The sequence below is a fragment of the Actinomycetota bacterium genome (genome assembly GCA_040881665.1).
GTDB lineage: Bacteria > Actinomycetota > UBA4738 > UBA4738 > HRBIN12 > JBBDWR01.
On the sequence record JBBECT010000005.1, the window covers coordinates 220532 to 233679 of the forward strand.

11 protein-coding genes are annotated in these 13148 nt (G+C 68.9%); 1 reads left to right on the forward strand and 10 read right to left on the reverse strand.

The genetic code is table 11. The features are described 5' to 3' along the window. Positions 1–2: 2 nt before the first annotated feature. From WEF05_06770 to fdhD, 3 genes are all read right to left on the reverse strand, one after another. A complete protein-coding gene (locus tag WEF05_06770) occupies positions 3–1928 on the reverse strand; it encodes an NAD(P)H-dependent oxidoreductase subunit E (GenBank protein MEX1101588.1) in 1926 nt (641 codons plus the stop codon). 10 nt (positions 1929–1938) lie between these two features. Further along, positions 1939–3861: a molybdopterin-dependent oxidoreductase gene (locus tag WEF05_06775; GenBank protein MEX1101589.1), complete on the reverse strand. Its 1923-nt coding sequence runs from the start codon at positions 3859–3861 to the stop codon at positions 1939–1941. 101 nt (positions 3862–3962) lie between these two features. Then, a complete protein-coding gene (gene fdhD / locus WEF05_06780) occupies positions 3963–4805 on the reverse strand; it encodes a formate dehydrogenase accessory sulfurtransferase FdhD (protein ID MEX1101590.1) in 843 nt (280 codons plus the stop codon). A gap of 256 nt (positions 4806–5061) precedes the next feature. Here fdhD and WEF05_06785 point away from each other — a divergent pair, with 256 nt between their 5' ends. Beyond that, on the forward strand, positions 5062–6732 hold the full coding sequence (locus WEF05_06785) for a formate--tetrahydrofolate ligase (protein MEX1101591.1): 1671 nt from the start codon (positions 5062–5064) through the stop codon (positions 6730–6732). 48 nt (positions 6733–6780) lie between these two features. Here the strand turns inward: WEF05_06785 and WEF05_06790 are convergent, their stop codons facing one another. From WEF05_06790 to WEF05_06820, 7 genes are all read right to left on the reverse strand, one after another. After that, on the reverse strand, positions 6781–7881 hold the full coding sequence (locus tag WEF05_06790) for an aminomethyltransferase family protein (protein MEX1101592.1): 1101 nt from the start codon (positions 7879–7881) through the stop codon (positions 6781–6783). 28 nt (positions 7882–7909) lie between these two features. Next, complete coding sequence (locus WEF05_06795; GenBank protein ID MEX1101593.1) at positions 7910–9010, reverse strand: aminomethyltransferase family protein; 1101 nt, start codon at positions 9008–9010, stop codon at positions 7910–7912. A gap of 76 nt (positions 9011–9086) precedes the next feature. Then, positions 9087–9707, reverse strand: coding sequence for a 5-formyltetrahydrofolate cyclo-ligase (locus tag WEF05_06800; protein ID MEX1101594.1), 621 nt, complete (start codon positions 9705–9707; stop codon positions 9087–9089). Further along, complete coding sequence (locus tag WEF05_06805; protein MEX1101595.1) at positions 9704–10612, reverse strand: LLM class flavin-dependent oxidoreductase; 909 nt, start codon at positions 10610–10612, stop codon at positions 9704–9706. Before WEF05_06805 ends, WEF05_06800 begins: the two co-directional genes overlap by 4 nt. Further along, the gene (locus WEF05_06810; GenBank protein ID MEX1101596.1) at positions 10609–11589 is read right to left on the reverse strand and encodes an ROK family protein; all 981 of its coding nucleotides are present in this window, start codon (positions 11587–11589) and stop codon (positions 10609–10611) included. Before WEF05_06810 ends, WEF05_06805 begins: the two co-directional genes overlap by 4 nt. Continuing rightward, on the reverse strand, positions 11586–11930 hold the full coding sequence (locus WEF05_06815) for a hypothetical protein (protein MEX1101597.1): 345 nt from the start codon (positions 11928–11930) through the stop codon (positions 11586–11588). Before WEF05_06815 ends, WEF05_06810 begins: the two co-directional genes overlap by 4 nt. Then, complete coding sequence (locus WEF05_06820; protein MEX1101598.1) at positions 11931–13133, reverse strand: TRC40/GET3/ArsA family transport-energizing ATPase; 1203 nt, start codon at positions 13131–13133, stop codon at positions 11931–11933. It lies immediately after the preceding gene. Positions 13134–13148 lie beyond the last annotated feature (15 nt).

The following is a 13148-nucleotide window of genomic DNA, read 5'->3' on the forward strand; positions in this document are numbered from 1 at the left end:
TGTCAGGACTCCTGTTCCTCGGTCCGCGTGGGGAGGACCTCCGTCTGTGCCGCGCCCTGGGGCGCGAACACCTCGAGGCGGGAGATCGCCGAGGCGATCGCGTCCGCGGCCGTCTGGCCGAGCCCACAGATCGACGCATCGCGCATCACGGTGGCGATCTCGTCGAGCAGCGCAAGCTCTTGTTCCCGGGAGCCGATCGGGCGCTCGCGCACCAGCCGCTGGAGCGCCTCTTCCTGGCGCACGGTCCCGATACGACAGGGCACACACTGGCCGCAGGACTCGTCGCGGAAGAAGGCGGCGATCCGCACGAGGACCTCGGGCAACGAGGTCTCGTCGTCGAACACGAGCACGACGCCCGACCCGAGCGTGACGCCCGCCTCCCGTGTGTCCTCGAAGGTGAGCCGTAGATCGAGATCCCCCGGTCCGACGAATGCGCCCGCCGCGCCCCCGAGCAGCACGGCCTTCGGCGGTCCGCCGCCGCGCACCCCGCCCGCCGATGCGAGGAGCTCGCGAAGCGTGAGACCGAAGGGCGCCTCGTACAGGCCGGGACGCTCGACCGCCCCCGACAGACAGAACAGTCGAGGACCGGTCGATCCCTCGGTCCCGATCGCCGCGTAGGAGGGTCCGCCGATCGCCAGGATCTCGAGGACGTTGATCAAGGTCTCCACGTTGTTGATGCCCGTCGGCTTGCCGTGCAGTCCGATCGCGACGGGGAACGGCGGCTTGCTCCGCGGCTCACCGCGCTGACCCTCGAGCGAGTTGAGCAGCGCGGTCTCCTCGCCGCAGATGTAGGCGCCGGCGCCACGACGGACCTCCATGTCGAAGGAGAACCCCTCCCCCATCACGTCCTCGCCGAGGAACCCGCGGTCCCGCGCCTCGTCGATCGCGTGTCGCAGGCGGGCTTCCGCCAGGGGGTACTCACCCCGGATGTAGATGAACCCACGTTCGGATGCGGTCGTGTACCCGGCGATCGTCATCGCCTCGATCAGTGCGAACGGGTCGTGCTCCATCACGACGCGGTCCTTGAACGTTCCGGGCTCGGACTCATCGGCGTTGCAGATGAAGTAGTGGGGCCGGGTCCCTTGCGAGGCGACCGCCTCCCACTTCACGCCGGTCGGGAACGCCGCTCCTCCACGCCCCATGAGCTTCGCGTCCTTCAGCTCGCGGATCACACCCGCCGGTCCCATCTGCACCGCGAGACGCAGCGCCTCGTATCCACCTTCGGCCCGGTAGCTGTCGAGGCTCTCCGGATCGACGACCCCGACCCGGCGCAGCAGCCGGAGCTCAGCACGTCCCTCGGCGCTCGCGGTCTGAGGAGCGACCGTCCCCGCGTCGGCGCCGGGCGCCTCCGATCCCCCACCGCCCGCGAGCTCGGACAGGACGCCTTCGGCCCGCGCGCCGCCGATCGATCGGTCCCGGGCGCCGTGTCCCGCGCGCTGGAGCAGCACCGCCGGCGCTTGCTCGCACATGCCCAGGCACGGGCTCCGCTGCCAGGTCGTCGAGCCGTCGCTCGTCGGCGTCCCGGCCGGCCCGATCACCCGTTCCATCTCCGCGCAGAGGCGTTCGGCACCTGCCGGCAGACAGGCGATGTCGTCGCAGACGTGCACGACCGTGGGCGGGCGCTCCTCGGTCGCGAACAGCGCGTAGAAGCTCGCCACGCCGTAGGCCTCGGCGGGCGGCACGGTCAGCCGCATCGAGACGTAGTTCAGTGCACCTTCGCTGATCCACCCGATCCGGTCCTGGACCGCGTGCAGCGCCGGCAGCAGGAGATGGCGCTGTTCGCGCACCTCGTGGCCCGCGCGGGAGATGCGGGAGTCCTCGGTGCCGCGCTCGCCTCCGTCCCACCGTCCGCGCGGTGGGCCCAGCAGGTCGTCCACGGCGGCGCGTTCCTCATCTGTGGGACGCGCCTCGGTCAGCTGGAGGTCCAACGAGCCTCCATCAGGCGCCCGCGGCTGTTGCGACCGAGAGCTTGTCGATCCGGATCGCGGAGGCCTTGAACTCGGCGGTGCCGGACTTGGGATCGGTGGCGTCGATCGTGAGCCGGTTCGTCTCGACTTCCTCCGGGAAGTGGAACGTCATGAACGTCAGCCCCCGGCGCAGCGTCGGGTCGATCCGGATCGGCGCCTCCAGGGATCCACGCCGTGAGGTCACGCGGACGATCTCACCGTCGGCGACACCGAGGTCGCGCGCGTCCTCCGGGGAGACGTCGACCGACTCGCCCCGTCGCAGCGGCGAGGAGAACCCGCCGGTCTGTACCCCGGTGTTGTAGTCGGTGAGCCGCCGCCCGGTGGTCAACCGCAACGGGTACTCGTCGGTCAGCCGGTCGACGGGATCGGCTTGCGGCGTGATGCTGAAGGGAGCGGGCATGCCGCGCTCCTCGGGATCCTCCGACCACAGACGCTCGTGGAGGAACCGCGTTCCCGGGTGCTCTTCGTCGGGACAGGGCCACTGCAGACCACCCAGCTCTTCGAGACGGCGGTAGCTCATGCCGGCGTGCATCGGGCTGAGCGCGCGGAGCTCGTCCCACGCCTCTTCGGGAGTGAGCTCGCCCCATCGGGCGCCCATCCGGTTCGCGATCTCGCCGATGATCCAGATGTCGTCGCGCGCCCGGCCCGGTGGCTCCAGCGCCTTGCGCACGCGCTGGACACGCCGCTCGGAGTTGGTCACCGTGCCCTCGGTCTCGGCCCACGAGGCGCTGGCCGGCAGGACGACGTCGGCGAGCTCCGCGGTCTTGGTCATGAAGATATCCTGCACGATCAGCGTGTGGAGGTTCCCGAGCAGCTTGCGCGCCCGATGGAGGTCGGCCTCGGAGCTCGCGGGGTTCTCGCCGATCACGTACACGGCCGTGAGGTCGCCGCGTTCCATCGCATCGAACATCTGCGTGAGATGCCAGCCGTACCGAGGGGGGACCGGCACGCCCCAGGCTCGCTCGAACCTCTCGCGCGCGGCGGCATCGGTCTCGATGTCCTGGAACCCCGGCAACTTGTTCGGGATCGCGCCCATGTCGCCGCCGCCCTGGACGTTGTTCTGCCCGCGCAGCGGGTTCAGACCGCTGCCGTAGGTCCCGACGTGGCCGGTCAGCAGACCGAGGTTGATCAACGCGAGGACGTTGTCCACCGCGTTGTGGTGCTCGGTGATCCCCAGGGTCCAGCAGATCATCGCCCGATCCGCGCGCGCGAACGCGAGCGCCGCCTCGCGGATCGCCGGGGCGGGCACCCCGGTCACCCGCGCACCGCGCTCGAGCGTCCACGGCTCCACGCTCGCGGCGTAGTCGGCGAACCCCTCGGTCCCGCGCTCGATGAACGTCTTGTCGTGCAGATCGTTCGCGATGATCTCCCGAGCCATCGTGTTCGACAGGGCCACGTCGGTGCCCACGTCGATACCGAGCCACAGGTCGGCCCATTCCGCGGTGGTCGAACGCCGCGGGTCGACCGTGAACATCCGCGCGCCGTTGCGGATGCCCTTCAAGACGTGGTGGAAGAAGATCGGATGCGTCTCCCGCGCGTTCGATCCCCACATGATGACGAGGTCGGTGTTCTCGACCTCCTCGTATGAACTTGTACCGCCACCGGCCCCGAACGCGGTCGCCAGACCGACGACCGAAGGTGCGTGTCAGGTTCGGTTGCAGCTATCGATGTTGTTGCTGTGAAGGACCTGACGGATGAACTTCTGAGCGACGAAGTTCATCTCGTTCGTGGCCTTCGAGCAACTGAACAGGCCGACCCCGTCGCCGCCGTTCGCCTCGGTGGCCGCGGTCAATCCCTGCGCGGCCCGATCGAGGGCCACCTCCCAGGGAACGACCCGCAGCTCGCCGTTCTCGCGAACCATCGGCTCGGTGAGTCGCGCGAGCCCGTTCGGCATCGGCGCTCCTTTCGACGGTGCGTACAACCGGCATCGTCCGGCCGTGCCCCTATCCTAAACCCCGGTTCAAACTCCGACCGGAGCGACCGGCCGACCGCTGGTCAGGACCGGATCCGCTCCGCCCCCGAATAGATGTTGAACCGGTCGTCGCGGACGAACCCGAGCACGGTCATCTCGAACCGCTCGGCCGTCTCGACCGCGAGGCTCGACGGGGCGCCGACCGCGGCGATCACGGGGATACCGGCCACCGCGGCCTTCTGCACGATCTCGAAGCTCACGCGGCCCGACACCTGCAGGATCCGGTCCGCGAGGGGAAGGCCACCGACGAGCACCTGCTCCCCCACCACCTTGTCGACCGCGTTGTGGCGCCCCACGTCCTCGCGGAGGCTGATGAGCGTGCCCTCCGGATCGAACAGACCGGCGGCATGCAAGCCCCCGGTTCGATCGAATACCCGCTGGGCGCGGCGGAGGGCATCCGGCAGAGTCCCGATCACTGATGCCTCGACGACAGGCCCCGACGCGACCGGCGCGCAGTGGACCTGCACGTCGTCGATCGATGCCTTCCCGCAGACGCCGCAGCTCGATGTCGCGTAGAAGTTCCTGCGCACGAGGTCGGCGTCGAACGGGCGGGTAAGACGAACCGTCACGATGTTGTATCGCTGGTCGTCGGGACCGACGTCCTCGCAGTACGCGACGCGTTCCAGATCCCCGGAGGGGGCGATCAGCCCCTCCGTGACCAGGAACCCGACCGCGAGCTCGAAGTCGCCTCCCGGCGTCCTCATCGTGACCGCGACCGAACCCGCCTCCTGACCCGGCCCCCCGACCCGGATCTCCATCGGCTCCTCCGCGGCGAGAGTGTCGGGCCGCTCGGAGCGCTCGCCGCCCTTCACCGCGACGATCGGTCGCCGGACTACGTTCCTGCGTACGGGTTCGGTGGTCGTCATGCCCCCAGGGTAGGACCGGCCCGCGCCCAAGGTCCATCGACTCGCGATCCAAGCACGGTGTCCGGGCCGCTCGGGCCTCCGACCGCTTCGAGCGACATGACCGTCGGTCGAGGATAGGCCTGTCGGGCTTGGAGGCCGTCCGGCAGGCTTGTATCGTCCGACGTGGGGTTGAACGGGCATTCAAGGCGCGGCCACCCGAGCGCACGACGCCGCGCCGCGCAGAGAACGACGCCGGAGACGGAAGGGACGCCCGAGCATGAAGAGCGGACTGGAGATCGCACAGGAGGCGGAGCTCCGCCCCATCACCGAGGTCGCGGAGGCCGCGGGCCTGCTGCCCGACGAGATCGAGCCTTACGGGGCTCACCGCGGCAAGATCCGGCTGTCGGTCCTCGAGCGTCTCGCAGGACGACCCGACGGCAAGCTCGTGATCACCACGGCGATCACCCCGACGAAGGCCGGCGAAGGGAAGACGACGACCTCCGTCTCCCTCACACAGGGGCTCGGCAAGATCGGCAAGGACGTGATGCTCTGTCTCCGCGAGCCGAGCATGGGACCGGTCTTCGGCATCAAGGGTGGCGGCACCGGGGGTGGCTACGCGCAGGTCGTTCCGATGGAGGAGATCAACCTCCACTTCAACGGCGACTTCCACGCGGTCACGACCGCGCACAACCTGCTCGCCGCGGCGCTCGACGCCTCGCTGTACCACGGCAATCCGCTCGACATCGATCCCGCGACGATCACCTGGCCCCGCACGATGGACATGAACGAGCGCGAGCTCCGCTACACGGTCGTCGGACTCGGTGGCAGGGCGCACGGCGTGCCGCGGGAGAACTCCTTCGTGATCACGGCGGCCTCGGAGGTCATGGCCGTGTTCGCACTCGCGAGCGACCTGCGGGACCTACGCAACCGGCTCGGACGGATCGTCGTCGCCGAGACCCACGACGGCAAGCCTGTCACCGCCGAGGACCTCGAGGTCGCGGGTGCGATGACCGTCGTGATGCGGGAGGCGATCAAGCCGAACCTCGTTCAGACCCTCGAACACCAGCCGACCCTGTTGCACGCGGGACCGTTCGGCAACATCGCGCACGCGAACAACTCGATCATCGAGGACCGGATCGCGCTCAAGCTCGCCGACTATGTGATCACCGAGGCCGGCTTCGCATCCGATCTCGGTTTCCAGAAGTTCTGCGACATCGTCTGTCGAACCGGCGGGTTCGCTCCGAGCGCGTCCGTACTCGTCACGACGATCCGCGCCACGAAGTCGCACGGAGGCAAGCGATTCGAGGACCTCGGGGAGGAGGACCTCACCGCCCTCCGAGGCGGCATCGACAACCTGACGGCCCACATCGAGATCGTGAAGCGCTACGGGCTGCCGTGCGTCGTGTCGATCAACCGCTTCCCCACCGACACGGCGGACGAGGTCGCGCTGATCTCCGAGCTCGCGACCGCGGCGGGTGCCGAGACCGTCGTCGTGAACAACGCGTTCGCCGAGGGAGGCGATGGAGCGATCGAGCTCGCCGAGGCGGTCGTAGCCGCGTGCGAACGACCGAACACCTTCGGATACCTCACCCCCCCGGAAACCCCGATCAAGGAGCAGGTCGAGGCCATCGCCACGCAGCTCTACGGAGCGGACGGCGTGGACTTCCTCCCCCAGGCGGTGAAGGACATCGAACGCATGGACGCCCTCGGGTTTGGCACCTTCCCCGTCTGCATGGCGAAGACCCACCTGTCGCTGTCGCACGACCCCAAGATGTTGAATCGCCCCCGGGGTTTCCGGCTCCCGGTCCGCTCGGTGGTGCCGAGCGCCGGCGCGGGCTTCGTCGTCGTGCTCTGCGGCGACATGCAGCGCATGCCGGGGCTCGGCAAGACGCCCGCGTTCAAGAACGTCGACATCGACGCGAACGGTACGACCGTCGGCCTCTTCTGAGCGTTCGGCCGCCCGACCGAACAGATCAGCTGTGACCGGGCGGGTCGGTCAGGCGCGCGGCTTGCGCTTGTTCGGGTCGTAGATCGAAAGGTCGTCGACCGTGGCCTTCGCGGTCCCGCCGTCGACGGCCACTTCGAGCTCCGTGCCGTTCGTCGCCTGGTCGGTGCGGAGCACCGCGAGCCCGATCACGCCGAACAGAGGACTCTCGGCCGCGCTCGTGAGCGTTCCGACCTCTTCACCGCCGCGACGGACCGGCGTGCCGTACTCGGGAGCAGCCGTTCCCGCGATCCGCAGGGTCTTGAAGCGATTGGGCGGATCGGCGGCCTGCTCGCGCAGGCGGTCCTTCCCGAGGAAGTCGCACTCCGGCGTGTCGATCGCGATCATCCGGTCGAAGGACAGGTCGTAGGGAGAACGGGCGCCGGGCTCGTACTCGACCCCCGCGACGATCAGACCCGCCTCGATCCGCGCGATCTCGACCGCGTGTGTTCCGAACGGCCGGCCGCCGGCATCCTGGAGGGCGTTCCACAGATCGACCGCGCGATCGCGGTCCGGGATCAGCTCGTAGCCCAGCTCGCCGGAGAACCCCGTGCGCAACAGCCACACCGGGATCCCCGCGACCTGCACCCGTTCGGGGAGGAACCGGAAGTACCCGAGCCCGGTGAGATCCGCATCCGTCACCTTCGAGAGCACCGTGCGCGACTCCGGGCCCTGCACCGAGATCAGGGGCATCTCGGCGGTCCGGTCGACGATCGAAACGTCGAGACCCTGCATCGCGCCCGCGAAGTACTCGTCGTAGCCGGGCATGTTCGTCATCACCCAGCAGTGGTCGTCGGCGACCCGGTAGATCGTCCCGTCGTCGACCATGTTCCCGGTCTCGTCGACGAAGGCTCCGTAGCGCACCTGACCGATCTGCAGATTCACCACGTCGTTCGTGAACACGCGCTGCGCGGCGCGGAGGGCGTCGGGGCCGGAGAAGTCCCATTTCACGAGCGGGTAGACGTCCCAGAGCCCGGCGCCCTTGCGGATCACGTCGTACTCGCCCATCACGTCGCCGAGATGCGCGGTCCACCAGAACCCGTCGAAGTCCTCGAACTCGGCGCCGGCGGCGGCTTGGACGTCGTACAGCGGTGACTTCACCGATCCGGCCATGCTGCTCCCCTCGGTCGGGTGACCCCGTTCAGCTACGGGGTCTGGTCTTGTTCGGGTCGTAGATCGCGAGGACGTCGACCGTCCCGGGGATCGCACCGCTCTCGTGGGCGATCTCCACCTTCTCCCCGTCGGATGCGACATCGCTTGCCAGGATCGCCAGCCCGATGCCGCCGAACGTCGGCGACTGGCACGGGCTCGTCAGCACGCCGACCTCGGCTCCGCCCGACGTCAACTTCGAGCCGTACTCGGGCGTGAGGTCACCATCCCACTTCACGGTCTTGAAGCGGTTCGGGGGGTTCTTGGCGATCTCGGACAGTTTCGCCTTGCCGTTGAACGCCGCGTCCGCCTTCCCCGTGGCCACGAGCCGATCCATGTTGAAGTCGAACGGCGTTCGCGTGTTCTGCTCGTAGTCGTAGTCGGTGACGATCATGCCGGTCTCGATGCGTATCGGCTCGATCACCCCGACCCCGTACGGCTGTGCGCCGGCGCCGTGGACGGCCTTCCAGAGGTCCTCGGCGTTCTCGGCCGCAACGAACAGCTCGAAGCCCAGCTCGCCCGAGAAGCCCGTCCGCGACAGCGTGACGGGCACGCCCCCGACCTTCACCTGTTCGGGCAGGAACGTGAAGTACTTCAGGCTCGACAGGTCGGCGTCGGTGAGCACGGCGAGGAAGTCGCGCGATCGCGGCCCCTGCACCTGCAGGTTCGGCAGCTCGAACGAGCGGTATTCGATGTTCACGTCGAGGCCCTGCGTGTTCCCCGCGAAGTACTCGCGCCGCTCCATGCCGTTGGTCATCACCCAGTAGTGGTCGCCCGCGAACTTGTAGACCGTCCCGTCGTCGACCATCAGACCGTCGATGTCGAGGAACGCTCCGTATTTGACCTGTCCCACCGACATGCCGGCGATGTCGTTGCTGTGGATCCGCTGGATCGCGGTGGTCGCGTCCTTGCCGGTGAATTCCCACTTGTTCAAAGGTGCGAGATCCCACATCCCGACGTTCTCGCGTGGAGCGCGGTACTCGGCATCGGTGTCGCCGAACGACTCGGTCCACAGCCACCCGCCTTCGGGCACGAACGTGGCGCCCATCGACTCCTGGATCGCGTGGAGGGGGGACTTGTGTTCGTCGGCCATCGCGGGTGGACCTCCTTGCGGGACGGAACGGATCGGGTACGTGCAGAGGGGTTCTACCAGGGATTTGACTGACGGTTCAAGTCGAGGCCCGCCGAGCAGCGACGTTCTCGACGCCGTCCTCGGTCACGAGCAGGTCGACCGGCAGGTCCAAGTGCCCCCGGGGAACCTCCTCGACGCGCTGGACGGCAAGGCCGATGCCGATCAGCAGGGTGTCGTCGCGCACCTTCGTGAGGAATCGATCGTAGAAACCGCCCCCGTACCCGATCCGGTATCCGAGCCGGTCGAACGCGACCGCGGGAACGAGCGCGGCGTCGACCTGATCGGGCTCGACGAGCGCGCCCTCCGCGGGCTCTCTGGCGCCGAACGAGGTCTCGAGCACCGGGTCACCGGGACGGTAGCTCCTCGCTTCGAGTTCCCCTTCTGCGATCAGCGGCAGGCAGACCATCACCCCCTCGGCGAGCAGCTCGTCGATCAGGAGTCCGGTCGGGAGTTCGGAGCCGAACGCCCAGAACGCCATCGCGACCCGGGCCCCCCGGTCGTGGAGGATCTCGCGCACCAGCCCGGAGATCTCCGCGGCCGCCAGATCGCGATCGAGGGTCGATACGCCGTCGCGTCGCTCGAGCACCGCACGGCGCAGCCGCTTCTTCTCCTTCTTCAGATCCGTGGGGTTCGATCCGGGTGCGCCGACATCGGTCATCCGGCCAGCACCCCCGCCGCTCGGGCGGTCTCGGCGATCACCGAAACCCGGTCCGCGGGACCGGCCGCCATCACGATGGCCCATGTCGCCCCCGTCTCGGCGATCCCGCGCAGATGCGCACCGAATCCCTCCGCGGTCCCCTTCCAGACCCCTTGCCCCGGCGCACCCCGCTCCTCGCGCTCGATCGCAAGCCGGGCCAGCTCGTCGTCGTCGCGGCCGACGAGGGCCAGTCCCGCCCACGTCGGCGGGACGTCGCGTCCGGCCTGAACGCCGGCCGCCCGGAGTCGGTCCACCCGCTCGCGGAACCCCTCCAGGTCCAACCCCCATCCGTTCCAGGCGTCGGCGACCCGTGCGGCGAGCCGGATCGCGGCGGGCGCGGTTCCTCCGATCCAGATCGGCGGTCCTCCCGGCGTGACGGTCGGAGGGACCAGGGGCCCCTGCATCGGCGGCACGCGATCACCGCCCGGCCAGGGCTCACCGCTGAACAGGTGCCGGCACGCGCCGACGGTCTCCTCCAGCAGCTCGCGGCGCTCGGACGCCGGGGGCGAGGCGAACCCGAAGGTCTCGGCCTCGGGATCCCGGCCCGCGTCGCCGGTGCCGAGCGCGAGGATCAGCCGACCGCCGGAGATCTGGTCGACGGCCGCGGCGTGCTTCGCCAGCATCGCCGGCGATCGGAGCGTGACGCGAGCCACGAGCGTACCGAGTGCGAGCCTCGTGGTCGCCTCCGCGACGAGCGAGAGCGTCGTGAACACCTCGATCGAGGGTCGCGAGACATCGGCCCACGGCGGGAACAGGTGGTCGAAGGCGAAGGCCCCGTCGAACCCGAGCTCCTCCGCCTCGATCCCGGCCTCGCGGACGCGCCGGGGATCTCCGGAGAACAGCGGGAGCAGCAGTCCGAGCTTCATCCGAGGTCCGTGAGCTCCTCGAGCGCGAGCAGTGCCGCTCCGACGCCCCCGGCGTCGTTCCCGAGCGCCGCCGGCACGATCGGTGCCAGGGACGGCCGGTGTTGGACCGCCTCGACGGCGTCCCGGTACGCGGCGCGGGCCGGCGCCAACAGCAGATCTCCCGCATCCACCACACCGCCACCGATCACCACGATCTCGGGATCGAGGACGTTGACGAGTCCGGCGATCCCCTCGCCGAGCCTGCGCCCGACGACCGCGAGGACGCTGCGCGCGACCGAATCTCCCTCGCGCGCCGCACGGGTCACGAGCTCTCCGGTGACCCTCTCCGCGTCTTGATCGACCAGCGACGCCAACAGGCTCCGCGGGTGCTCCTGTGCCGCCTGGACCCCCGCGCGCCGGATCGCGGTTCCCGACGCCACCTGTTCCAAGCACCCGCGGTTGCCGCAGCCGCAGACCGGCCCGTTCGGCTCCACGATGATGTGACCGATCTCCGCGGCGAAGCCATGGGTCCCGCGAACCAGTGCGCCCTGACTCACGATCCCACCGCCGATCCCGGTCCCCACAGTCACCAGCAGCAGATGTTCGACGTCGCGTCCCGCTCCTACGCGGAACTCGCCCCAGGCGGCGACGTTCGCGTCGTTGCCCACGAGCACCGGCAGGCCGATCTTGTCCGCGACGCGCGCGGCGAGAGGGAGCTCCCGCCACGCGAGGTTCGGGGAGAAGCGCACGGTCCCGGTGTGATCGACCATGCCGGCGGCGCCGATCCCGACGGCGACGACGTCCGCGTTCGCGAGGCCGTGAGCGATCCCGACGCTCGCCGCGACGAGCGCCTCGGGGTCGTCGGCCGGAGACGGCACCTCGGCGCGCGCGAGGATCTCCCCCTCCGGACTCACCCGATACGCCGAGATCCACGACCCACCGACGTCGACCCCGACGGCCTGAGCCGGGATCGATGCGGCGGCGTGGGACGCGTTCACCCGATGTCGATCTTCTGGAACCTGTTGACCGCCTCGTCGACAGCCTCGTCGACCTCGTCCGCGCGTGCATCGACGACCGCTCTAGCGGCAAGCAGGAACTCGCGTCCGGCGACCAGCAGGTGTGCCATCGCGTCGGGACGGACCGCCCCGAGGGAGTTCACCGCGGCACCGATCGGACAGAAGCCGACGGGACACACGTGTCCACCCTCCTTCCGGGCGGTGTCGGGCTCTCCTTGCGTTGCGGTCTCGCTCGTGGAGGTGGTCGTCGCGGCGCCGACCTCCGTGGGCACGGCGTGTGGCGTGCCCTCCGTGGCGTCACTCGGCTCGTGGATCGTGGCCATCTACGCTCCTCCTTGCGGACCGGCGGCCGCGTCCGGGGAGGCGCGACCGAAGAGGATCTCGAGATGCTCGCCGCGGAAGTTCGCCTCGCGCACCTCCAGACGCTGCAACGTCTGCGGCAGGATCAGGTTCCGTTTGTAGGTTCCGACGCGCACGAACAGCTCCTCCCCCCGACGATGGATATCCATGTCGTCGCGCGAGACGAACGGCAGCCGCATCCCGAGCACGTAGTGCTCTCCACGCTTGCGCACCCGCACCGGCTCGTCGCGGAACAGGATCGCGGCAGCATCACGATCCTCGTAGACTTCCTCGCCCATCTGTTCGAGCAGTCCGACCCCGACGAGCTCACGATCGAAGAGTTTCGAGGTCAGGATCGGAACGGGCTCGAACGACTCCCGGATCGTCGCGAGGTGCTCGGCCTGGATGTCTTTCCACTTCCCGAAGTACGGATCCGTCACGTCGTCGGGGAAGATCCTGTTCACCACGACGGCGTCGACGCGATAGCCGAACAACGACAGGTACGTGTAGGTCCGGCGAGCCTCGGAGATCACCATCTTCTCCGGGTTCACCACCAGACGCACGGTCGAGGTGGTCTCGTCGGTGAGGATCCGGCGGACGGCTTCCAGGTTGCCGTGGAGCTGTTCGATCGCCGCGAAGAACTGGTCGCCGGCGATCGGCAACGAGGTCATCCGCGAGACGAGCGGACGCACCGTCTTCACGATCCTCTTCTCGACCGGGAAGATCCTCTCGATGTACCAGTTCATGACCTCGGGCAGCGACAGCAGCCGAAGCGTTTCGGCCGTCGGTGCGCAGTCGACCACGAGAAGGTCGTAGTCACCCGACTCCGTGTGCTTCTTCACGTCGATCAAGCTGAAGATCTCGTCGAGCCCCGGGATGACCGAGAGCTCCTCGGGCTGGACCGCTTCGACACCGGCCCAGTTCATCAATTGGATGAAGTACTCCTGGATGTCCCGCCAGTTCGTTTCGAGGCGTTCCTGGGCGTCGATCTGTTCGGCCCACAGGCCCGGTTCGATCTCGGTGGACTCCGACGGGATCTCGACATCGAACGAGTCCGCGAGCGAGTGCGCGGGATCCGTGCTCATCACCATCGTCCGGATACCAGCGCGGGCAGCGCGAACCGCGGTGGCAGCGGCGACGGTCGTCTTCCCGACCCCGCCTTTCCCGGTGAACAGAAGGACGCGCATCACGCCCAGGATAAG